Source organism: Aneurinibacillus sp. XH2 (genome assembly GCF_001439585.2).
Taxonomy (GTDB): domain Bacteria; phylum Bacillota; class Bacilli; order Aneurinibacillales; family Aneurinibacillaceae; genus Aneurinibacillus; species Aneurinibacillus thermoaerophilus.
On the sequence record NZ_CP014140.1, the window covers coordinates 2,694,008 to 2,715,608 of the forward strand.

Consider the following 21,601-nt stretch of genomic DNA (forward strand, 5'->3'; position numbering starts at 1 on the left):
ATTTCACGCTAAAAATCTACGCTTACTATACTCGTTTTCTTCTTAATACTATCAATAAAAGCGAAACTCGCCAACCACGCGTTCAGACGACAAATCAAAACAAAACAACCTTGACTTTCTGGCAATAGTTATGAGTATAATAAGTAAGTTTTTATGTTCACAAAATCATAGGATGTAAAATACATAAGGCTGTAGTTACACTTATATACTGCTGAACAATGCTGAAAACAAAGGATTATTATATAGGGAGTGTTTTGTCTGATGGCGATTAAGAATTATGAGCAAATTGAACAAAAAATTTGGGACATCGTTGAAGCAGAAATCATTCAGGGAACATTCATGCAAACGCTACTGGCCGGTCAATGGACACAGGCGCAAGTGCGCGAATTCGCATTGCAATATAGCTATTACAGCCGCAATTTCCCGCGCATTCTTGGCGCAGCGATAGCAGCGGTGAAACCTGAAGACGACTGGTGGGTACCGCTTGTCGACAACTTGTGGGATGAAGGAGGACGCGGCAATCCAAAAGCCTATCATTCCCGCCTCTATCACTCTTTTCTTATTACTGCAGCTCCTGATGTGCCGACCAATGAAAAATACGTGCCTGACTACCCGGTTGCTCCGGCGGCGAAAGAAGCGGTGGATACATTCATCTACTTTCTGCGCAATGCAACTCCGCTGGAAGCGATGGCGGCCATTGGGTTCGGTTCCGAACTGTTCGCCGGCAAAGTGATGAAACTTATCGGCAAAGGCCTGGAACACCCGAATTACAACAAAGAACATAAGCTGAACACAACATTCTGGACGGTACACGCCGATCACCACGAACCGCGTCATTATCAATTATGCAAGAACGTACTCAACCGTTATACCTCACCACAGGATTTAGAATTGATGTACCGCGCTGGCGCTTACATCACCCGCTCTGAAGCGCGCTTCTACGATGGACTCTATGAACGTATGAAAAGCGTATAACCCAACAGGAAGTGGCCTCTTCCTATTGCCGGAACAGGCCGCTTTTTATTATGATATTCTCGGCAAAATATTTAAACATAGAAAGAAAGAGGGAGAGAAAGGTGGAGATTTCAGCCGTTTTATCTTCTATCCTAATTATGGCGGCTATGATCCTTATCGGAGCTTTATTGGCAAACCGCATTCCCTTTACCACTGAACGCCGTCAACTATTGATTGCTATCATTATTAATGTGGCAATGCCATGTATCATTTTAAACGGTGTTTTTCAAACAAAGATAGACAGTTTTTTCCTTTCACTTGTCTTGCTAACTTTTCTCGGTTCCATTATCATTAACTGCCTAGGTGTGTTCCTCGGTTGGATGGCAGCACAGGCCATGCGTGTCCCACCCGACAAGGCGAAAGAAATGGCGCTTTTATCCGGACTCGGAAATACTGGATTCATTGGCATCCCTCTCTGTGCGGCGCTATTCGGACCAAAAGGCGCGCTTTTGGCCGCTATCTTTGATGCCGGACTCGATTTCACAATCTGGACGCTTGGTGTCATCATGCTGCAAAGGGAGAAAAAGTTGAATTTCCAAGCATTAAAAGCGCTCATCAATATTCCGATGTTGGCTATTTTTACAGGCATGCTTGTAGCATTCTTCCAATTTACACCGCCTTCCGGGGTCATGAAACTAACGGAGACGCTTGCTAGTCTCGCTTCTCCGCTCGCCATGATATATATTGGGATGCTTATTCCTTCTATGCTTAGAAAAAAAAGCTCGGTTACCCTTCATCATATCAGCATGCCGCTTGTGATGAAGCTCTGCATTTTTCCTGTAATCACCGCGCTTTTGCTCTATGTTCTTTCTTTGCCGAAGGAAGTGGCGCAGATTATTATCGTGCAATCTACAATGCCTTCGATTACATTGGCATCTATTTTGTTTGCACGTTATTCGCGCGATGAAGAATACGGAGCAGCCATGACCGTATTCTCCACATTGGCTTCCATTACTACTATTCCTTTTATGACAATGTTAGGGTTCTACCTTGTATTAAAGTAAGAACAACTCACCAATCCACCGACGCTGGTGCCTACTATGACGCTGGCGTCGTAGCAATTGCTTCCCCCTCAACAATTTACATACAAAACAACCCTTTTGACCTACATATAATGGATATTAAAAAAAACAGTTTTTAAGAAATATACAAATTTATTATACTTTTTCAGTATAAAAGTATGAGTTTACAACCTACTGTCATGGTATAATCTTCATTGATTTTAACTATTCTTCCGCTGACTTATTTAGAATTTTATATATCACGTGTAAAGGAGAAGAAAAATGAAAGGACGTCCGTTTGAATATTTATCCGGTAACGAAAAAAAAGCTTTAGGATTTTTAAAAGGGACAAAATCGCCTTCGTCTAAAGCGTCGCCTTCCGTTGACGTCTCACGCTACTACAAGGAACTGATGAATAGTACAGAAGCTTCCAAAGTCAAATTTGTAGGGCTTACTGTGGAAGATTTGCAGCGTCTTGTTTCAATTCGTCCTATTTTCAGTAAAAATGTAAAAGACATTGTACATGCTTTTTACGAGAAATTGTCACAAGTTCCAGACCTCATGACGATTATTAATCATCACAGTTCCATAGATAAGTTGCGCCAGACGTTGGAACGTTACCTGATGGATATGGTATCCGGCGAAATTGGCCAAGAGTATATCATACGCCGCAAAATTATTGGCAATGTGCACAACCGCATTAACCTCTTTCCAGAATGGTATATTGGTGCTTACACGCTTATACAGAACGAAGTGCTTGCTGTGCTTCTTAGAGAAATGCCCTCTGTAGAAGAAGCGTATGAAGCGTTTGTTTCCTTTCAGCGCCTTTGTTCGCTTGATATGCAAATCGCTATTGCCACCTATATCGATTCGTATACTGCTTCCATGATGCGCTTAAACGAAATCGAGCACATTCAACACCGCCTCAATGAATCATCGGAGATGCTTGTCGCCACCGCAGAACAAACCAGCGCTTCCATTTGCGAAAAAGAGGCGCATGTCACCCAAATGCTCGAAGGCACGCGCGACATTCAAGAAAGATCACAAAAAATGGTGAAAGATGTAGAAGAAGGAAAAGCAGAAATTTCGTCGGCGCTGAAAGAAATCGACCGCATCGCAACAATCATGGACGAAACGCGCGAGAAATCAAAAGAGTTAATCGAAAGCGCCAATAAAATTGGCGAAATCGTACAAGTTATTCACGCGATCTCTAATAAAACGAATGTACTTTCTCTTAACGCGAGCATCGAAGCAGCGCGCGCTGGCGAACACGGGCGCGGCTTTACTGTTGTTGCCAAAGAAGTGCGGAATCTGGCCATGCAGACGCAAGCAGCGCTTGAGCATATTCATGAACAAATTTCTATGGTGCAAAACAATGTAAATTCTTTTGAAGACTCGTTTGAACAAATTACAAAACAAACAAGCCGTTTCCGTGAGATGAACAACGCTATTATGGAGATTATGAATAATTCTTCCGTTCAAGTGCGCGCAAACAGCGAAAAAATCCAGAATGTAAGCCAATATATTCTCGATTTTCAGCAAACATTTAGCGAAGTTGCCACCGCTTCTGAACAGGTGGCGAAGATGGCGGAAGAATTGAGCTTGCTTAGCAATCAGTTAAATGGCAAATTCAACATTCAGGAATAGGACATTACGAAGGAACATAGGTGGAACACGGAATGAGTACCGTCACCCTTATCTAAAAAATTACCTCATAACAAAAAATAAAAATTAAGTAAACAATTCAAATTTTACAAAATTTAGAAAACATCTGGCCTCATTTTTGAAAGAAAGTAAATAATGAAAAAGAAAGATAAAGGGGACAAAATAATGATTGATTATAAGGTACAGGAAAATCAAGTGGTATTTATTTTTCAAGAGGATATCCATTTTGAAACTGTACGACAAATGGAAGAAAAAGTAAAAGAAGTAGAGCTTCCAGAATACCCGAATCAGCTTATTATCGATTTACGCCAAGTACGATGTATCGACAGTACGGGAATCGGCTTCTTAATCAGTTGGATTCATCCGCTGCTTTCTCATTATGAAGTAAAAATGATTAATAGTTCGCTTCCGGTAAAAAGAATTCTCCAAATTTGCAAGCTAGATACTCTGATTGAAATCGCATAACAGCATATCACCACAAAACAGGCGCGATACCCATCCGCCTGTTTTTTATTTCAAAAATAAAGTTTTCTTACCGGTTTCTTTCACATAAGCAATTCATCTGCGCTTGAATACAATATAGCATCCAAGATCCAATGTATCATTAAAATAACAAGAAAGGGTGAATGATATGCACAAAAAAAAGAAAAAACGCCGGGCGCTAAAAATGCTTAGTGTCTCCGGCGTCGGTCTGCTGTTTGACTCCATGGACGTCGGCATTCTAGCTTTTGTTCTTGCTGCGCTACAGGCAGAATGGGGCCTAGCACCAACTGAAATGGGATTTATTGGTACCATTAACTTTATTGGTATGGCGTTAGGAGCAGCCCTGGCCGGTTTGTGGGCCGACCGTTATGGACGCAAGCAGCTCTTTATTATTACACTATTAATTTACAGCATCGCAACCGGACTCAACGCGCTCGCCACTTCCCTTATCATCTTTATGGTATTTCGCTTTATCGTTGGCTTTGGCCTAGGAGGGGAATTACCCGTTGTTACAACGTACGTGCTAGAATCTGCCCCACAACGAAATCGCGCAAAATGGGTTGTCTGGCTACAAAGCTTCTGGGCAGGTGGAGCGCTTTTAGCTGCTGTTATCTCTTACTTTGTCATTCCGGAATACGGTTGGCGTATCGCCCTGTTCATAGGCGCTCTACCCGCGCTATATGCACTCTATTTACGCCGGGCGCTTCCGGAAACCCCCGCTTTTACAAGACAGACGAATCAACAAACAATTGGGCAAAAAATTAAGCTGCTTTGGTCCGCTTCCTACCGCCGCACAACATTCGTGCTCTGGCTTCTCTGGTTCGCTTCCGTGTTTTCCTACTACGGCATGCTGCTCTGGATGCCTTCTATCATGGTTATGAAAGGGTTTACTCTTATTAAAAGCTTTGAATATGTACTGCTCATGACATTGGTGCAAATTCCGGGTTACTTTACCGCCGCCTACTTTGTTGACAAGTGGAGCAAAAAAGCTACGCTCGTAACATTTATGGTGTTGGCCGCTCTCTCATCCCTTACGTTTGGTCTCTCTCCTAACGTATGGACACTGCTTATTTCCGGCGTTTGCCTGTCCTTCTTCAACCTCGGTGCCTGGGGAGCAACCTACGCATATACTGCTGAGCAGTACCCGACTTCCTTCCGTGCCACCGGTACTGGCTGGGCAGCCGGTTTCGGACGTATCGCCGGCATTATCGCTCCGTATCTCGTCGGATTGCTAATCAGTATAGGCATCGGATTCCCGTACATTTTCACCATGTTCTTTACCATGACAATGCTCGCTGTACTCGTCGTGCTGTTCTTCGGTAAAGAATCGGGAGAAGAAGCGTAAGTCACAAGCCTTTTCTGTCCGATCGGATAAGAAAAAATTCCGGAGCATAAGCATCCGGAATTTTTCCAATTATTGTGCTGTATAACCACCGTCAATAACAATAGCCTGGCCGGTGACACTGGCGGCTTTGTCGCTTGCGATAAACAGCGCATAGTCCGCAATTTCCTTAACAGACAATAGCTTGCGCTGAGGCACAAGTGGGTAAATCACTTCTTCCAATACTTTTTCTAGCGGTACATTGCGCGTTCTTGCCAAGTCGATCAACTGATCGCGCACAAGTGGCGTATCCACGTACCCAGGGCAAATCGCGTTAACAGTAATACCATACGCCGCGCCTTCCAGCGCCGCCACTTTTGTCAACCCGATAACACCGTGCTTTGCGCTGTTATACGCCGCTTTACCAGCAAAGCCAACGAGACCGTTAACGGAAGCCATATTAATAATCCGACCGTATCTTTGCTTTTTCATAATTGGAAATGCGTGTTTAATCGCCATAAATGGCGCTACCAGCATGACTTTTACCAGCCATTCGAATTTTTCGGTTGGAAATTCCTCAATCGGGGAAACATATTGCAATCCTGCGTTATTAATTAATACATCGAGACATCCAAATTTCACTACCGTTTCGTCAAGCGCAGCTTTCAATTGTTCCTCTTCCACCACGTTGCATCCCATACCGATGGCCGTATACCCTTGCGCTTCCAGTTCGGAAGCAGCAGCTATAGCCGCTTCAGCATTTATATCGCTAATCGCTACTTTTGCCCCTTCTTTGGCAAACTCTTTCGCAATTTCCAGACCGATGCCACTTGCGGCTCCCGTAATAAATACCGCTTTATCCCTCACCAATTTTGTCATAAAAGCAAAATCTCCTTACTATCATTCAACTATGCCTGACTTGCTAATTTTGGAGAAATTATTAATTCCGGTTCCGTACAATCCTGAATATCCTGTACCGTATATCCCGGAACAACTTCTACCAATTCCAGCCCTTTTTCAGTTACATCGATGACTGCCCGATCCGTAATGATACGGTTTACCACGCCTTTTCCGGTCAGCGGCAGCGTGCACTCATTCAGGATTTTCGGCTGTCCGTATTTGTTAACGTGTTCCATAATGACGATAATGCGCTTCGCGCCGTGCACAAGATCCATCGCGCCGCCCATGCCTTTGACCATTTTGCCTGGAATCATCCAATTGGCAAGATCGCCATTTTTCGATACTTCCATGCCGCCAAGAATCGCTAAATCAATATGACCGCCGCGAATCATTCCGAACGATTCTGCACTGCTAAAAATGCTCGCGCCTGGAATCATTGTAATCGTTTCTTTACCGGCGTTAATTACTTCCGGATCTACTTCGTCCTCCGTTGGATATGGCCCAATGCCGAGAAGACCGTTCTCCGATTGTAACACTACGCGTTTTTCTTTCGGAATGTAGTTAGCCACCAGCGTCGGAATGCCTATTCCCAAATTCACGTAAAAACCGTCCTCAATCTCCTGCGCCGCTCGCATCGCAATTTGCTCTCTGGTTAATGCCATTGTATTCCCCTCCTCATTATGATCCGCATGACTGTCCCTAGCCATTATGCCCGCACTGTTCTGCGCTCGATTCGTTTCTCATAATTTGTACATTGAATGATGCGCTGTACATACACGCTCGGCGTATGAATGTGATCCGGATCGAGTTCGCCCGGCTCTACAAGTTCTTCTACTTCAGCAATTGTAATCTTACCAGCCGCCGCCATCATCGGGTTAAAATTGCGCGCAGTTTTGTTATAAATCAAGTTGCCCATCGTATCCCCCTTCTGCGCTTTCACGAGGGCAAAATCAGCTGTCAACGCCGTTTCCAGCAAATATTCTTTGCCGTTAAATACGCGCACTTCACGTCCTTCCGCCAGCGGCGTACCTACGCCGGCAGGCGTATAGAATGCCGGGATACCTGCGCCACCCGCACGAATGCGTTCTGCCAATGTCCCTTGGGGCACCAATTCCACTTCTAGTTCACCGGAAAGGAACTGACGTTCAAACTCTTTGTTCTCTCCCACATAAGAAGAAATCATTTTTTTGATTTGTTTATTGTGTAACAGCACGCCCAGACCCCAATCGTCTACGCCGCAGTTGTTCGAAATAATTGTTAGATCCTTTACGCCAAGGTCGCGCAATCCGAGAATCAACTTCTCTGGAATTCCTACCAGGCCGAAGCCACCCACCATAATCGTCGCGCCGTCTTGAATTCCGCTTAAGGCTTCCTCAATGGATGTGTAGACACTCACTCGACTCACTCCTCATCGAAATTAGTAATCATTGCTCTGAGAATAGAATTGAAATCGCTTGCAATGAAGCGAAATTTTAAACAATACCAAACATATAATAAAGTGCGATAATAAAGAATACAGCGACTGTCTTGATAACAGTCATCACGAAAATATCAATATAGGATTGCTTATGTGTCAGCCCGGTAACCGCAAGCAGCGTAATTACAGCACCGTTATGCGGCAACGTATCCATGCCGCCAGACGCCATGGAAGCTACGCGATGCAACACTTCCGGGTCGATGCCCATCTTCTGCGCCTGTTCCAAATAGGTCTCCCCCATAGCTGCCAGCGCGATGCTCATCCCGCCCGATGCGGAGCCGGTGATACCAGCGAGCGTCGTTGTTGTTACAGCTTCGTTGACCAGCGGATTTGTAAACGTATTCGCCATTGCCTCATTCACAGCCTTAAATCCGGGAAGCAGCGAAATAATGCCGCCAAATCCGTACTCGGAAGCCGTGTTAAGCGTCGCCAGCATCGCGCCACCGATCGATGCGTTAATTCCCGCGTTGAAATTTTCTTTGATCCGGTTGAATGAAAAAACCAATACCGTCAAGATGCCGAGCACAAGCGCGCCCTCAACAGCCCAAATGGCTGTCTCCTTAGAAATATCAACCGGATCCACTTTCGGAATATTGATGGCAGCAAAGTCAAACGTCTTTCCGTAGAACTGTGGAATCATATTTGTGAAAATTTTGTTAAATACGCCGACAACAACAAGCGGCAAGATAGCAATAAGTGGATGCGGCAGTTTCTCATCCGCAACCAGCTCAGGCTCATTTTTGTGACCTGTACCATACCCTTCTCCTGCTGCCTTTGCCTTTCTTCTCCTATATTCTAAGTAAATCATACCAAGAATGAAAACAAAAAGTCCACCTATAAAACCAAGCCAAGGAGCAGCCCACGTATCTGTTTTGAAAAATGTCGTCGGAATAATATTCTGAATTTGTGGCGTTCCCGGAAAAGCATCCATTGTGAACGTAAACGCCCCAAGTGCAATAGTTCCTGGAATCAGGCGTTTCGGAATATCAGCTGCTCGAAACAATTCCGCTGCAAATGGATATACAGCAAACGCCACAACGAATAAGGAAACGCCCCCATACGTAAGAATCGCGCCAACCAATACAATAGCCAGCATCGCCCGACTCGGACCGATCATTTTGATAACCGCGCCCGTAATCGATTTCGCGAAGCCGGACATTTCAATGACTTTACCAAAGATCGCTCCCAACAAGAATACAGGAAAATAGTTTTTAATGAAGCTGACCATTTTGTCCATGAATACACCTGAAAAAAATGGGAGCACATACCCTGGATCAGTCAGAAGCACCGCAAACAGTGCGGCAATGGGCGCAAACAAAATGACGCTAAAGCCACGATAAGCGACAAACATCAGGAAAAACAGCGCCAATAAAATAACTACAATTTCCATCCAGCTTCCTCCCTTTGTCTATACCATGTATTGAACCGCTTTCAATTCTTTTCTTGCTCTACTTTCTACCTACGTACCATACCCGCTCCTCTCTTTTTTTCTTAATAATCTTACTGATTTAGGGAGCAAATATCGTGCCAAACACTCTGGTTACTTTTGATGGTCGTTATGCATAACAAATAGAGCTTGAAAAGTCTTCATTTTTTCTTATTTATGTAAAAAACAAAATCATTTGTAAATAAAAACCCTTTCATCTTTTCCAAAATTATAGACGAAAATTCCAAGAAAATAGAAAAAGGTATCAAACAATTATTGATACCTTTCTTCGTTTAAACCGTACCGGGCCAGCTTGACATATAAACCGGACTTGCTAATACCAAGCTGCCGCGCTGCAGCAATCTTATCTCCTTTTGTTCGACGAATCGTTTCGCGAATGACCTCCGCTTCCGCTTTCTCCACCGCTTGCTTTAATGTTACCATTTTCTTTTCTGTCTGGGGGCTGGTTGCCAGCAGCGGCGGCAAATCCTGCAACGCAATCATTTCCCCGTTTTTTACGTATAAAGCACGCTCCAGCACATTGCGAAGTTCACGAATGTTACCTGGCCACGAGTAAGCAAGCAAGGCACGCATCGCCTCATCTTCTACACCTTTGGCACGGATACCTGTCTCTTTCTCCAACTGCTGCAAAAACGATTCAATTAACAGCGGAATATCCTCGCTTCGTTCACGCAACGGCGGAATTTCAAGCATTACAACATTCAAGCGATAATACAAATCATGGCGGAATTTTCCCTGCTCCACAAGAGTGAGTAAATCTTTGTTGGTAGCAGCAATAATACGCACATCAACTGATTCTGGCTTATCCGCGCCGATCGGTTCAATTTCTTTTTCCTGAAGTACCCGCAACAATTTCGCCTGCATCATTAAAGGCATTTCGCTAATTTCATCAAGAAAAATCGTACCGCCTTTCGCGAGGGCGAATTTCCCTTTCTTTCCGGATTTTTTCGCCCCTGTAAAGGAACCTCCTTTGTAACCGAACAGTTCCGACTCAAGCAACGTATCCGGAATGGCGGCGCAGTTCACTTTAATAAGCGGCCCCGCGCTGCGGTAGCTTTCCCGGTGAATAGCATGGGCGAACAATTCCTTGCCTGTACCGCTCTCCCCTTTAAGCAAAATAGTTGTATCACTTTTGGCTACACGGCGCCCTAGTATTTTTACTTTTTCCAGTTCTTCACTTGTGCCAAGAATCGTATCAAACGAGTATTTCGCCTGCAACCGCTTGTCCAGCTCGTCTTTGTAATAATTCAACTCTTTGCGCAGATTTTCTACTTTAGTGGTAAGCGCAAATAAATCATCAACTTCCTGGAACATCACCGTTCCAACAACGGCTGCCACTTTTCCCTGGTTAAACACCGGGATGCGGCTGGCAATCATCTCGCGCCCATTAATTTTTTGAATTTGGGCAATTTCCGGCTTTCCAGTCTGACCCACGATGTGCATCCGCGTATTTTCAATGACTTCAGTCACATGCTTACCAATCATATCGCTAAGCTTCCAGCCCAGAAAATTCGCGTAAATTTCGTTGGCCATTAAGATATATCCGTTCGGGTCGACAATTAACACACCTTCGTAGGCATGATCAATAATCGTCTGCAACATGTCTTTTTCTTCTTTTACCTTTTGCGCTTTTCCGGCCAGCTCAACCAACAAACGGTGCACCCATCCGTTTCGCCGGATTATCATGCCGTTTCCTCCTATTCTGCCGTAGCTCTTCTATACTTATCATAGATATTTATGACAAAAACGGGAAGGGGCGGATATCACTTTCTTCCAATCGCATTAATTCTTCCCGCGTAAATGCTGTGTGCCCCGTATCCATCAAACGCCTTGCCTGGCGCTGCATGGCCTCCTCAATAACATCGCGCGCAAGCCGAGCATTGCCGCTTCGCTCTCCGCTTCGCTGTTCGAAATACCGACGCAAACGGTTGATGGCTTCCAACGAAAGCTGATAGCCCTGTTCAGCGGCATAAGTTCTTGCCACTTCGAGTAATTCTTGTAATGAATAATCCGGAAAATGAAAATACTTTTTGAACCGGGAACGCAGGCCTGGATTCGTATCCAATAACTGCTCGATAAAGCCGGGATATCCAGCCAGCACAACAACAAGATTTTCTTTATGTTTTGTCATTTCTTCAACCAGCGTATCGATCGCTTCTGCACTGTAATCATTCGAGCCGGATGGGATCAAGGCGTGAGCTTCGTCAATGAATAGCACGCCACCCAGCGCTTCGGTGATTTTTCGCCTCGTTTTAACGGCTGTCTGTCCTACATATTCAGCTACTAAATCTGCCCTTCCGACCGTAACCAAATGTCCTCGCTTCAATATGCCCGCTTCTTTCAAGATCGAAGCATAAATTTCTGCTACCGTCGTTTTACCGGTACCCGGATTGCCGGAAAAAAAGGCATGAAACTGCAGCGGCGTAACGGGTAAGCCTTGCTCTTTCCGTTTCCGCTGAATGGATAAAAGCGCAAACAATGTCTTGATCTCTTCTTTAATTTCCTTCAACCCGACCAAAGCATGCAAGCGTTCAGTTGCCGGCTTCGCTTGCGGAAGCGGACGTGCAAAATCTTCCGCATATAAAATGGTAAATTCATCAGCTGGCAGCTCTTCTTTGCCTTTCAGCTTACGTCCTTTTGCCGTAATCGCGTCAAGCACGATATTTTTGACTGTACGCGCGTTGCCAAACGTAGCGTCCACACGCTCCACTTCAATCCGCTCTTTCAAAGCAGCAACCGCACTTTCCGTTAGCACAAACTGATTATTGCGGGCCACCATCTGTCCAATAGCCACCAGTTCATCCATCGTAAAGTCGGGCAGGTAAAAATGACCAATTTCTGGAAAACGGCTGCGTAAACCAGGATTAGCCAGCAGAAAATTTCTCATCTCTTCCGGATATCCGGCCAGTATAACAGCGAATTTACCGGCATATTCCCCCCCGGTCATCGCCGCGACAAGGGTATCGATCGCCACCTGTCCGAAATCGTTTTCCGCGCTTCCTGCGCGTTTTAAACTATACGCCTCATCAATAAACAACACCCCGCCAACCGCGCGCTGCACCGCTTCCATTACTTTCTGCTCCGTATGCCCTACATAAGAACCCACCAACTGGGAACGATCCACCTCAATAACGGAAGAGCGTTCCAGAAGCCCAAGTTCATGGTAAATTTCTGCCAAAAGACGGGCTATCGTCGTCTTGCCCGTGCCTGGATTTCCCATGAGAATCGCGTGCAGTCCAATCTCGTCCTGCATCTTGAATCCAAGCTCTCGGCGCTTTGTTAAATAAAGCAAAAAATAATACAAATCATGAATCCGCTTTTTGATATCTTTCATACCGACAAGCGCATCCAGACGTTCCAATGCGGAAGGCGACTGTTTCGCTTCCCTTCGATAGCCGACCATCGCCGTGTTCCAGTCTTCGAAATAAGCGTTTAGTCTCTCAAGCGCTTCGTTAAACTCCCGCAACATCTCTTCGGGCGCATACAAGCCACTAATGGACTGATGGTAGGCCATAGCGCACGCTTCCACTTCGCGCACCAATTCCGACAGTCCAGCCAGCCAGGCGGATGCTTCCTCCCATACAATATCTTTTGCAGCAAGATGTTTCTCCGTTGCTTTCCCTTCTGCAATCCACCGCTCGGCCAGCTTGATTTTTTCCCCGGTAAGACGCTCAATACCCTGAAGAACTTCAAGTGTTTTCTGTTTACGACGCTCGGACGGATCTACCTGGCGCAGCGGAAAAAAGGAAATATCGTCAAACAGAGAAGCAAGTTCGGCAAGCAGCACAAGCTTCATGTATTTCCATGCCTTTTCCAATTCTGGTGCCAAATCAACCGCCCGACGCAACCAGCTTTCCGCTCCTTTTCCTTCTGGCTGGCTATTCCACTGTAAAATCCCAAGGCATGTGTACAACATCGCTTCCCACGGACGAAGCTGCTCCTCATCCATTTGCTCTTTCCACCGAGACAGCTGGGCATACAATTCAGCAGCACGCGCTTCAAAGCGTTGTGGAGCTTGTTCGATTTCATGAAACAGCCCCCCGACCGCTTCCGTCCATTCATCAAACTGCAATATCCGGTTCATACACACCCCTCTTCTCTATTCCAGCAAAGGATTGTGAAACTCAAATCCATACTCTCCTAAATATTTATTATGCGATAACGTTCCTCCCTCGAAATACCAAGCATCGCTTGCCCGGATAAAGAATCGAATACCTCCCACCTCAAACACAGCATCTCCTGCCTTCATTTCATTCTGCGAGCTTTTTTCGATAGCATAAAACAGTCCACCCGCACCAGGACCACCAGTACGTACATACAACCGGTAGCAATCCCCTTCCCGAAATCCCGCATATTTTTTGTAGGCCTGTACCGCTTCCGGTGTAATCGTAAAATTCATTCTTCCGCCTCCTGGGTTTCAAATTGACAACAAATGTAGAAAAAACCGTTCCTAAATAACGGAACGGTTTCCTTATAAGATCATATATCGGCTATAAGAAGTGCTGTAAGCCAGGTTTTGTACTTCCCGTACTCATCACGGCAGCCAGCCTGGTACATGGAAGCGACAGTCATCTATCTACGAGACTCCTGTCCCGTCTATCCTCCGGTTCATTTCCCTTCGGATAGTGCCCCTACCAAAATTTGGGTTGCTCGCTTGCGGGGTTTACCTCGTTCCACCCCTACTGTTTCCAGTAGAGCTACGTCACTGTGGCACTTTCAGGCTATTCTCGGCATATTCCAAAAGGAACGTAGCCGATTTCACCGCCGTCAGCCGCTTGCGCGACTGCCCTGCCTTGCGGCAGGCACAAACACTCCGAGCCTCTCAGCCCGGGCGAGCCTGGACTTTCCTCTATCCATGCAAAAGCATGAACAGCGACTGTCCGCACTTCTTATGTTATACATTTATCAACAATATATTAAAAACCAATTCATTCGTTACATGTTATAAAAAAAATGGTGCGGATGAAGGGACTTGAACCCCCACGGTGTTGCCACCACTAGAACCTGAATCTAGCGCGTCTGCCGATTCCGCCACATCCGCATAAAAATGGTGAGCCATACTGGACTCGAACCAGTGACACCCTGATTAAAAGTCAGGTGCTCTACCAACTGAGCTAATGGCTCCTTGCTGGCGTCCCAGGAGAGATTCGAACTCCCGACCGACGGCTTAGAAGGCCGTTGCTCTATCCAGCTGAGCTACTGGGACATGATTTCGTGTCTTCTTATATAGCAGCGACAGAATTTATAATATCATATAAGGCTTCTAATGCGCAAGATTATTTTTTGGAAAAACAGAAAAAATGTTTTAGAAAAAACGGCAGGGCGAAAGCAGCGCCCTACCTATTCTTGCGCATGCAGGCCCGGAGACAACCAGCCCGACGCAGATTCATAAACGTGCCAGTATCGCTCCCACTTGATGATAAATTTCTCCATCATCTCAATCCACTTGAGCAACCGCTCCCGCTCGCGGGCCAGTTCGGCAATTCCTTGCATGTCACTTTCCTGAAAGCAGAGCCGAACTTCTTCTTCTATCCACTTCACCTGCATCCGCTTGCTCTCCACCACCAAGCGTAAGCGCTCAAAGCGACGATGCAGGCCGTCAAGCTCTTCAATCGCTTCCATTGATACGGTCATCCTTATTTCTCATTATTTGTTTACGATTTCAATAACTTTTTCAAGCGCAGCAACAATCGCTTCACATTTTTCTTTTTCCGCCACAAGTTGAGAAATGGCGGACATGTTGTTGCTCTTGAAATGCTCAAGCACTTCTTCCTCCATTTCTTTAATACGGAGTTCTAACTTCTCAGTCGAATCCTGGGCATTTACCAATACATCTTCAAATACGCTTGCTGTTTTCAATTCATTTGCCATTGTTACAGCAACCTCCTCTTCCCTTTGAATATTCTCATTCACAATGACATCTTCTTGTTCTTGCTCCTGCAGCACATTCACCTGTACTTCTTCCGCTTCAGGCTGTGGCTCGCTTTCTCTTTCATAACTGACGATAACCAAACCTTCAACTATGTGAAAACGTGGGTCTCCCTCCGGTACAAATACGTATTCGCGGCGCGACAGATTCAATTCATGCTCCATCATTAGCAGCAGTTGCGCCAAAGGCAGTTGTTTAACCTGTTTGTCCACAAGGAAACGGTAAATGTGGTCATTGGCTATCTCCCAGCGGGCCAAATACCACAAGTCTGATCCGATAAAACGGACAAACCGAGGGTCTTTGTACAGAGGAAGCTTGTTTTCAGCGTAGCTGTAGGAAATTATGTTATGCCAGCGCAGCTTTTTTAAACATTGTTCTGCCGTCAAAGGCCCTTTGTTTTCAAGGAAATAACGCACCAGCTCTTCGGCGATATGATCGCGGAACGGCGCATCCATCTCGACCACCGCGTGAGAACTTCCCACATGAAAAGGCGAAGCTTCTTCAGCAAGCGCTTCCTCAATCACTTCGCCCGGCGATTGGCCTGTGCGTTGTAAGCTTATGCCGTATGTATTCTGCAGGCGACTTTCTAATTCCTGCCTAGAAAGCGAGCGCTCTCCATTACGGAATACCTTTTTTAACATGCTGCTTGCTGTATATACTAACTCACTCATTTTAAGACCCCTTTGCACATGTCTTATCGTGTATTATCATACCATGTTCCACCTCTGCATGGGCGGTAATTTTAGTCTTTTGCCCATTTTTCCTACGGTTTTGTTTCTATAAGACCAGAATATTTCTTTCCCACGATTCTTCACTGTTAAGCGCCACCATATCAAAACCACCTTGTCCATTCTTATAAAAATACATTTTATCCAATTTACATCCTAGACATATCAAAGACAAGAGTGTATATTTATTATTATAAATTCGATAATTATACATATTCTTAATTACATATACACAATATTCTCATGGAGGGATAGCTATGTTAATCCGAAAGGCAAAAATACAAGACCTTGACGGGATGATGGCTTTAATTAACGAGTACGCACAGCAAGGGCTAATGCTGCCCCGTTCAAAGCTATCACTCTGTGAAACGTTGCATTGCTTTTCCGTTGTCATTGACGATATAGGGGAAGTTGGCGAACCAGGTGAAGTTGTGGGTGTGGGCGGTCTTCACATTCTGTGGGAAGATTTAGCTGAAGTACGCTCGCTCGCCATTTCAGAAAAAGCAAAAGGAAAAGGTCTTGGAAAGAAATTGGTGAACCATCTCATAGATGAAGCGAGAGAACTTGGTCTCCGTCGTGTCATGTCATTGACATATCAGCAGGAGTTCTTTGAGAAGTGTAAGTTTTACGTCGTAAAAAAAGAAACACTGCCACACAAAGTATGGAAAGACTGCATTAATTGCTCAAAATTTCCAAGCTGCGATGAGATTGCGATGATAAGAGAACTTGCTCCCACACCGGTCGGGGTAAAATGAGAGCGAAGCATGAAATGATGTTCCCAAAACAAGCTCTGGCATAAAAACAATAAGGGAAGGAGGTAAGCCCCTTTTCTTCCCTTATTCTCACTTTCCATCCTCCGTTTCCTGTCCCATGATATCTTTCTTCTATTTTCGCTTTTTCAACACGTTTTTTATCATTTCAAATCGGCTTTTGCCGACGAGCGAATCGGCTTTGCTTAGTACATCACGAATAATACCGACAACGTTTTTATCTCCGTTCCAGTGTTCGTGAATAATCTCTTCGTCCACATCTACCAACATTTTGTTCAGCGCCAGAACAGCGAAAATAATATCGTCAATAAAACCACCGGGGCCAGCGATAAATTCCGGAATAATATCAAGCGGTGACATAAAGTACACAAGCGCGGCCAACGCGATCGATTTCGAGCGCAGCGGCACGCGTCTATCTTTGGCCAGCCGGGCAAGCAAAACGAATAAATCTGGAGCAAGCAGCAAGTACGGTGCGATTTTTTCCGCCCGGGTATCCCCGATTTTTTCACGCATATATTTTTCAATTCTTCCGCGTAACTGATCGTAATATCGTTCATGCTCACGATTCAGTACGATCAATTCACCACCTGTATGAACTTCCGTTTCTCCGCTCTCAGAAGATGGCTCCACTTCTTCCATCGATTTCATCCAGTCGAATTCCAAAGCCTCAGGTGCAAGTTCCGGCGGTACTGTGATTTCCAGATGAAGCACCCCTTCTTCAAAAATCAGTTTGTCCACCTTAATATCCTGCAATACCGGATACATGTTTACCAATGGGGCCAGTTGGATAGTAACCCGATTATCCGAAACGTGAACCTCCCGTTTGTTTCCCAACGCGTTCATTAATAATGTTTTACCCGTTACGTTCTTGGCCAGAAACATTTCCGTTTCGTGCGACAGCTTTTGCGTAAGTGATACTTTTTCTCTTTGTACATCTTCTGTATAAATAAATGACACATACCGGCCGGATAGATCAAAACGGAACGCATCGAGTTTAAGCGTATACAGGACAGGAAGCCACTCCCCTCTTGTCCGTACCTGAGCATTTACAACTGCGTATCCTTCATACGAATGAAACGAGTTTATATACATGTTTGACAGGAGTTGATTAAGCCGTGGCACTACTACAGCATTAAGGATTTGTTCGTTTATCTTCATTCGTCTCTCGACTCCTTTTCTGGATTCGCTGCTATACATTATCTTACCCTTCTATACGGACAATGGAACGCGGCAGTTTCATGAAGAAAAAAGCAGGTGCCACCCTACAAAAAAAACATTCCGACTTTTATCCGGAATGTTTTTTCCCAGCTCATTTATTTAAACCCTCGCTCGTACTGACGCGGCCCTTCATATTCACGGTTCCGTTGTTTCGCGGCTTGCAATACCCAATACGGATTACGTAAGAGCACACGTCCCAAAAAAACAAGATCCGCCCTTTCGTTGCCAATAATTTCATTAGCCAGCGAAGGATCATCGATCAATCCAACGCACCCTGTCGCGATGCCGGCTTGTTTACGGATTGCTTCCGCGTATGATACTTGATAACCCGGAAAAATTTTCTTTGGTACAACAGGTAGGATGGCGCCAGACGAGCAATCGATCAGATCAACACCTGCTTCTTTAGCCATTCCGGCGATTTTGATACTGTCTTCAATCGTTAATCCGCCCTCCACGTGATCAACCGCCGAAATACGCAAATAAAGCGGATTTTCCTCCGGCCACTCCTGCTTTACCGCTTCGATCACCCGCTTCAAGAAAAGAAAACGTCCCTCCAAACTTCCACCATAACGATCAGTCCGTTTGTTGGCAAGCGGTGACAAAAATTCATTAATTAAATAACCGTGCGCGCCGTGAATTTCCACAATGTCAAATCCCGCCTCACGCGCGCGCCGGGCCGCCTGCCGCCAGGCGTCTAACACTTTTTCAATTTCTTCTTCGCTCAGTTCTTGCGGCACAGGCGAATTCTCGTCAAACGGAACTGCGCTCGGCGCCACAATCGCATCTTTCACCTGCGCTTTGCGTCCGGCGTGCGCCAATTGAATCGCAGCCGCTGCTCCCTGCGCCTTCACGAAGTGTACAATTCGGCGCAACGGTTTGATATGCTCATCACTCCAAATTCCAAGATCCTGATGGCTAATGCGGCCTCTGCTCTCTACCGCCGTTGCCTCCAGCATCACCAGGCCAACCCCACCGACCGCACGCGTACCGTAATGTACATAATGCCAATCGGTCGCTTTACCGTCATCACCTGCCGTATACATGCACATTGGTGACATAACAATACGATTACGCAATGTTACATTTTTTTGTGTGAATGGAGTAAAAATTGACAATGTCTCACGCCTCCTTTATTTATCAACATATACGCCTTCTTACATTATAAATGATACTATAAAAATCAAAGAAATACTAACATTCCATGTGTTTTTTCGCTATAATAATACATAATACCCTAATGATCGGCTAAGCATTTTGCATAAGAAACGGAGAATCTCTATGCTAAAAAAACTTTACCGGAAAATGAGATATCAATATTTAAAATTGCTTCGCTCCAAAGGAGCGCCTTCGATTGTGGCCCGCAGCTTTTCGCTCGGTATTTTCATCGAGTTTATCACGCTGCCAACACTTGGCTCAGCATTCTTGCTCCTTTATCCGCTTAACTTGTTAATTCGCGGCAATTTCGCTGCTTCGCTTATCGGGTTCGTGATGGGTAAATTCATTTTGCCGCTGTTTTTCGTGCTTAATATGAGCGTAGGCAATCTGTTGGTCGGAAACAAATTTGGGCAGGACGTAAGCGAACAAATGAGCCATATGGGTTTTATGATGCTTTGGCAATTTATAAAAGAAAAAGGAATTGCATTTTTTGTCGGCAGCGCCGCTAACGGTTCGATCGTCGCGATCATTTGCTATGTTCTGGTGTTCTACGCGCTCCAATTATATCGAAAGAAACGGCAAGGTCGGCGCCTTGCTCTGCAACTTGAAAAAGACGTCAAATAAAAAATCCCCGGATTTATCGGGGATTTTTTATTACGTTATGCGAACCACTAAGCAAGTATCGCCCTATCACTGGCAAACTTTTCGCCGCACAAACGCTGAAATTCAGCCAGCAATCGTTCGACTGTCAAATTTTTCTTCTCCTCTGACGGAACATCAAGAATAATGGAGCCTTTGTCCATCATAATCAGCCGATTTCCCAAATCGAGCGCCTGCTGCATATTATGCGTAACCATTAGTGTTGTTAGCTTCTGCCTGGTCACAATTTCTTCTGTTAATTCGGTAATTCGCTGCGCACGAGCGGGATCAAGCGCCGCCGTATGCTCGTCAAGCAAAAGCACTTTCGGCTTTGTAAACGTTGCCATGAGCAAGCTCAGCGCCTGACGCTCCCCACCAGACAATAGCCCGACTTTCGCACTCAACCGGTTTTCAAGTCCAAGATGAAGCGTCTCCAGGTAAGTCCGGAACTCATCGCGCCGTTTGGCTGTCACCCCTTTGCGCAACGTGCGGCGTTTGTCACGCGCATACGCCAGTGCTAGATTCTCTTCGATCGTCATCGAAGGGGCTGTACCGGCCATCGGGTCTTGGAATACGCGGCCAATCATCGGCGCCCGTTTATATTCCGGAAGATGAGTAACATCTACTGCATCGATCTCTACCGTGCCGTAATCCGGTTTTAACACGCCTGAGATAATGTTCATTAGCGTGGATTTTCCCGCACCATTACTGCCAATAATCGTCACAAAGTCACCTGGCTTTAGGTGAAGATTGACATAGTTCAGCGCCACTTTTTCATCAACGGTCCCTTCATTAAACACAACATAGAGATCCTTTAACTTAAGCATGCTTCTTCACCTCGCCTCCTTCAAGCACTGCCGGCCGCTGGCCATGGTTTTTCGCACGCGCAGCACGGCGCTTACGTTCCTTATAATTTGCAGATATGCGCGGCATGATAAGTGCAATAATAACGATTAAAGACATCATCAACTTCATATCAGACGGGTCGAGACCAATTTGCATCGCCAGCGCCACAACCATCCGGTAAATAATCGCTCCCCCAATAACCGCAAATGTAGCCCAGACAATGGTGCGGTTACCAAAAATCGCTTCTCCAATAATAACGGACGCAAGGCCAATAATAATCATCCCGATTCCCATCGATACGTCGGCGAATCCCTGATACTGGGCGTACAGCGCTCCGGCGAGCGCCACCATCCCATTGGAGAGACTTAATCCGATGATGATCATGCTATCCGTGTTCGCAGAAAAGCTTCGAATCATGCGCTGGTTGTTGCCTGTCGCGCGGATGGCAAGACCTACTTCCGTATGCAGAAACCAATCGTTAATAAACTTAATAATGAGAGCGATCACTGCAACAGCAAACAGTTGTCCATAATCTCCCAGTATAGAGAGCGCGTCCTTGATTTGGGTCAACAGCGTTTCTTCGCCGAGCAAAGGCACATTCGTTTTGCCCATAATACGCAAATTGATAGAGTACAACGCAATCATCGAAAGAATTCCTGACAGAAGGGCGTTGATTTTTCCCTTCGTATGTAAAATTCCAGTCATTGCGCCAACAAGCAAACCAGCAGCCACGGCAGATACCGTGGACAAAAACGGGGCAAATCCCGCCGTTATCATCGTCGCGCCGATTGCGCCCCCGGTGGCGAAACTCCCATCCACCGTCAGATCAGGAAAATCCAAAATCCGAAACGTCAAGTATACGCCAAGCGCCATAATAGCAAAAATAAAGCCTGACTCAATCGATCCTAATAACGCTGCTACGTTCATGACGTCCTCCTTTCACACCTGCTCCTCTTTTATCATTCTTTATTATCGTTACGCACGGGATGCGGTTTCCGGAAAGGAACC

The 21,601-nt window shown here is 45.5% G+C and carries 20 protein-coding genes, 3 tRNA genes and 1 other RNA gene; 7 read left to right on the forward strand and 17 right to left on the reverse strand.

What is annotated here, in order from left to right; all coding sequences use genetic code 11:
- Positions 1 to 261 precede the first annotated feature (261 nt).
- The 5 genes from ACH33_RS13315 (at position 262) to ACH33_RS13335 (ending at position 5,508) form a co-directional block, all read left to right on the forward strand.
- Positions 262 to 975, forward strand: coding sequence for an iron-containing redox enzyme family protein (locus tag ACH33_RS13315; RefSeq protein ID WP_057899469.1), 714 nt, complete (start codon positions 262 to 264; stop codon positions 973 to 975).
- 50 nt (positions 976 to 1,025) lie between these two features.
- Positions 1,026 to 2,018, forward strand: a complete 993-nt coding sequence (locus ACH33_RS13320) for an AEC family transporter (protein ID WP_257721573.1) — start codon at positions 1,026 to 1,028, stop codon at positions 2,016 to 2,018.
- Between the two features lie 279 nt (positions 2,019 to 2,297).
- Positions 2,298 to 3,662, forward strand: a complete 1,365-nt coding sequence (locus ACH33_RS13325; RefSeq protein ID WP_057899471.1) for a globin-coupled sensor protein — start codon at positions 2,298 to 2,300, stop codon at positions 3,660 to 3,662.
- Positions 3,663 to 3,845: 183 nt separating this feature from the next.
- Positions 3,846 to 4,145, forward strand: a complete 300-nt coding sequence (locus ACH33_RS13330) for an STAS domain-containing protein (protein ID WP_162265039.1) — start codon at positions 3,846 to 3,848, stop codon at positions 4,143 to 4,145.
- Between the two features lie 166 nt (positions 4,146 to 4,311).
- Complete coding sequence (locus ACH33_RS13335; protein WP_057899473.1) at positions 4,312 to 5,508, forward strand: MFS transporter; 1,197 nt, start codon at positions 4,312 to 4,314, stop codon at positions 5,506 to 5,508.
- 69 nt (positions 5,509 to 5,577) lie between these two features.
- On the opposite strand, the gene ACH33_RS13340 is transcribed toward ACH33_RS13335, so the two are convergent.
- The 13 genes from ACH33_RS13340 to ACH33_RS13400 all read right to left on the reverse strand — a co-directional run bounded on the left by ACH33_RS13340 (position 5,578) and on the right by ACH33_RS13400 (position 15,908).
- Positions 5,578 to 6,354: a 3-hydroxybutyrate dehydrogenase gene (locus ACH33_RS13340; protein WP_057900384.1), complete on the reverse strand. Its 777-nt coding sequence runs from the start codon at positions 6,352 to 6,354 to the stop codon at positions 5,578 to 5,580.
- A 38-nt stretch (positions 6,355 to 6,392) separates the two neighbouring features.
- Complete coding sequence (locus ACH33_RS13345; protein WP_057899474.1) at positions 6,393 to 7,046, reverse strand: CoA transferase subunit B; 654 nt, start codon at positions 7,044 to 7,046, stop codon at positions 6,393 to 6,395.
- 44 nt (positions 7,047 to 7,090) lie between these two features.
- Entirely contained in the window at positions 7,091 to 7,780 is a 690-nt protein-coding gene (locus ACH33_RS13350) for a CoA transferase subunit A (RefSeq protein ID WP_057899475.1), read from the reverse strand.
- Between the two features lie 76 nt (positions 7,781 to 7,856).
- Positions 7,857 to 9,251 (reverse strand): GntP family permease, encoded by a 1,395-nt coding sequence (locus ACH33_RS13355; protein WP_057899476.1) that lies wholly within the window; start codon positions 9,249 to 9,251, stop codon positions 7,857 to 7,859.
- Between the two features lie 309 nt (positions 9,252 to 9,560).
- A complete protein-coding gene (locus ACH33_RS13360) occupies positions 9,561 to 10,994 on the reverse strand; it encodes a sigma-54 interaction domain-containing protein (RefSeq protein WP_082706062.1) in 1,434 nt (477 codons plus the stop codon).
- A 49-nt stretch (positions 10,995 to 11,043) separates the two neighbouring features.
- A complete protein-coding gene (locus ACH33_RS13365; protein ID WP_057899477.1) occupies positions 11,044 to 13,392 on the reverse strand; it encodes an AAA family ATPase in 2,349 nt (782 codons plus the stop codon).
- 15 nt (positions 13,393 to 13,407) lie between these two features.
- Positions 13,408 to 13,707, reverse strand: a complete 300-nt coding sequence (locus ACH33_RS13370) for an iron-sulfur cluster biosynthesis family protein (RefSeq protein ID WP_057899478.1) — start codon at positions 13,705 to 13,707, stop codon at positions 13,408 to 13,410.
- A 101-nt stretch (positions 13,708 to 13,808) separates the two neighbouring features.
- An RNA gene (gene rnpB, locus ACH33_RS13375) (RNase P RNA component class B) lies at positions 13,809 to 14,196 on the reverse strand.
- A 66-nt stretch (positions 14,197 to 14,262) separates the two neighbouring features.
- A tRNA-Leu gene (locus ACH33_RS13380) sits at positions 14,263 to 14,349 on the reverse strand.
- A 7-nt stretch (positions 14,350 to 14,356) separates the two neighbouring features.
- Positions 14,357 to 14,432 (reverse strand) — tRNA-Lys (locus ACH33_RS13385).
- Positions 14,433 to 14,437: 5 nt separating this feature from the next.
- Positions 14,438 to 14,514: transfer RNA gene (locus tag ACH33_RS13390), tRNA-Arg, on the reverse strand.
- 134 nt (positions 14,515 to 14,648) lie between these two features.
- The gene (locus tag ACH33_RS13395) at positions 14,649 to 14,942 is read right to left on the reverse strand and encodes a hypothetical protein (RefSeq protein ID WP_139184922.1); all 294 of its coding nucleotides are present in this window, start codon (positions 14,940 to 14,942) and stop codon (positions 14,649 to 14,651) included.
- Positions 14,943 to 14,954: 12 nt separating this feature from the next.
- Positions 14,955 to 15,908 (reverse strand): hypothetical protein, encoded by a 954-nt coding sequence (locus tag ACH33_RS13400; RefSeq protein ID WP_057899480.1) that lies wholly within the window; start codon positions 15,906 to 15,908, stop codon positions 14,955 to 14,957.
- Positions 15,909 to 16,222: 314 nt separating this feature from the next.
- On the opposite strand from ACH33_RS13400, the gene ACH33_RS13405 reads away from it, so the two are divergent.
- Positions 16,223 to 16,720: an N-acetyltransferase gene (locus tag ACH33_RS13405; protein ID WP_057899481.1), complete on the forward strand. Its 498-nt coding sequence runs from the start codon at positions 16,223 to 16,225 to the stop codon at positions 16,718 to 16,720.
- A 129-nt stretch (positions 16,721 to 16,849) separates the two neighbouring features.
- On the opposite strand, the gene ACH33_RS20150 is transcribed toward ACH33_RS13405, so the two are convergent.
- The gene (locus ACH33_RS20150) at positions 16,850 to 17,893 is read right to left on the reverse strand and encodes a YkvA family protein (protein WP_236781889.1); all 1,044 of its coding nucleotides are present in this window, start codon (positions 17,891 to 17,893) and stop codon (positions 16,850 to 16,852) included.
- A 155-nt stretch (positions 17,894 to 18,048) separates the two neighbouring features.
- On the reverse strand, positions 18,049 to 19,068 hold the full coding sequence (namA, locus tag ACH33_RS13415) for an NADPH dehydrogenase NamA (protein ID WP_057899482.1): 1,020 nt from the start codon (positions 19,066 to 19,068) through the stop codon (positions 18,049 to 18,051).
- Positions 19,069 to 19,255: 187 nt separating this feature from the next.
- Between namA and ACH33_RS13420 the strand changes: the two genes are divergently transcribed.
- Positions 19,256 to 19,732: a DUF2062 domain-containing protein gene (locus ACH33_RS13420; RefSeq protein WP_236781890.1), complete on the forward strand. Its 477-nt coding sequence runs from the start codon at positions 19,256 to 19,258 to the stop codon at positions 19,730 to 19,732.
- A 47-nt stretch (positions 19,733 to 19,779) separates the two neighbouring features.
- Here the strand turns inward: ACH33_RS13420 and ACH33_RS13425 are convergent, their stop codons facing one another.
- On the reverse strand, positions 19,780 to 20,574 hold the full coding sequence (locus ACH33_RS13425) for an ABC transporter ATP-binding protein (protein WP_057899484.1): 795 nt from the start codon (positions 20,572 to 20,574) through the stop codon (positions 19,780 to 19,782).
- Positions 20,567 to 21,520, reverse strand: a complete 954-nt coding sequence (locus tag ACH33_RS13430; RefSeq protein WP_057899485.1) for an ABC transporter permease — start codon at positions 21,518 to 21,520, stop codon at positions 20,567 to 20,569. The genes ACH33_RS13425 and ACH33_RS13430 overlap by 8 nt, the downstream gene beginning before the upstream one ends.
- Positions 21,521 to 21,601 lie beyond the last annotated feature (81 nt).

What these genes read in the sequence shown, in the direction of transcription:
- ACH33_RS13315 (WP_057899469.1), top strand. Translation starts at nt 262, where the DNA reads ATGGCGATTAAGAATTATGAGCAAATTGAACAAAAAATTTGGGACATC.
- ACH33_RS13320 (WP_257721573.1), top strand. Translation starts at nt 1,026, where the DNA reads ATGATATTCTCGGCAAAATATTTAAACATAGAAAGAAAGAGGGAGAGA.
- ACH33_RS13325 (WP_057899471.1), top strand. Translation starts at nt 2,298, where the DNA reads ATGAAAGGACGTCCGTTTGAATATTTATCCGGTAACGAAAAAAAAGCT.
- ACH33_RS13330 (WP_162265039.1), top strand. Translation starts at nt 3,846, where the DNA reads ATGATTGATTATAAGGTACAGGAAAATCAAGTGGTATTTATTTTTCAA.
- ACH33_RS13335 (WP_057899473.1), top strand. Translation starts at nt 4,312, where the DNA reads ATGCACAAAAAAAAGAAAAAACGCCGGGCGCTAAAAATGCTTAGTGTC.
- ACH33_RS13345 (WP_057899474.1), bottom strand. Translation starts at nt 7,046, where the DNA reads ATGGCATTAACCAGAGAGCAAATTGCGATGCGAGCGGCGCAGGAGATT.
- ACH33_RS13355 (WP_057899476.1), bottom strand. Translation starts at nt 9,251, where the DNA reads ATGGAAATTGTAGTTATTTTATTGGCGCTGTTTTTCCTGATGTTTGTC.
- ACH33_RS13360 (WP_082706062.1), bottom strand. Translation starts at nt 10,994, where the DNA reads ATGATAATCCGGCGAAACGGATGGGTGCACCGTTTGTTGGTTGAGCTG.
- ACH33_RS13365 (WP_057899477.1), bottom strand. Translation starts at nt 13,392, where the DNA reads ATGAACCGGATATTGCAGTTTGATGAATGGACGGAAGCGGTCGGGGGG.
- ACH33_RS13370 (WP_057899478.1), bottom strand. Translation starts at nt 13,707, where the DNA reads ATGAATTTTACGATTACACCGGAAGCGGTACAGGCCTACAAAAAATAT.
- ACH33_RS13395 (WP_139184922.1), bottom strand. Translation starts at nt 14,942, where the DNA reads ATGACCGTATCAATGGAAGCGATTGAAGAGCTTGACGGCCTGCATCGT.
- ACH33_RS13400 (WP_057899480.1), bottom strand. Translation starts at nt 15,908, where the DNA reads ATGAGTGAGTTAGTATATACAGCAAGCAGCATGTTAAAAAAGGTATTC.
- ACH33_RS13405 (WP_057899481.1), top strand. Translation starts at nt 16,223, where the DNA reads ATGTTAATCCGAAAGGCAAAAATACAAGACCTTGACGGGATGATGGCT.
- ACH33_RS20150 (WP_236781889.1), bottom strand. Translation starts at nt 17,893, where the DNA reads ATGAAGATAAACGAACAAATCCTTAATGCTGTAGTAGTGCCACGGCTT.
- ACH33_RS13420 (WP_236781890.1), top strand. Translation starts at nt 19,256, where the DNA reads ATGAGATATCAATATTTAAAATTGCTTCGCTCCAAAGGAGCGCCTTCG.
- ACH33_RS13425 (WP_057899484.1), bottom strand. Translation starts at nt 20,574, where the DNA reads ATGCTTAAGTTAAAGGATCTCTATGTTGTGTTTAATGAAGGGACCGTT.
- ACH33_RS13430 (WP_057899485.1), bottom strand. Translation starts at nt 21,520, where the DNA reads ATGAACGTAGCAGCGTTATTAGGATCGATTGAGTCAGGCTTTATTTTT.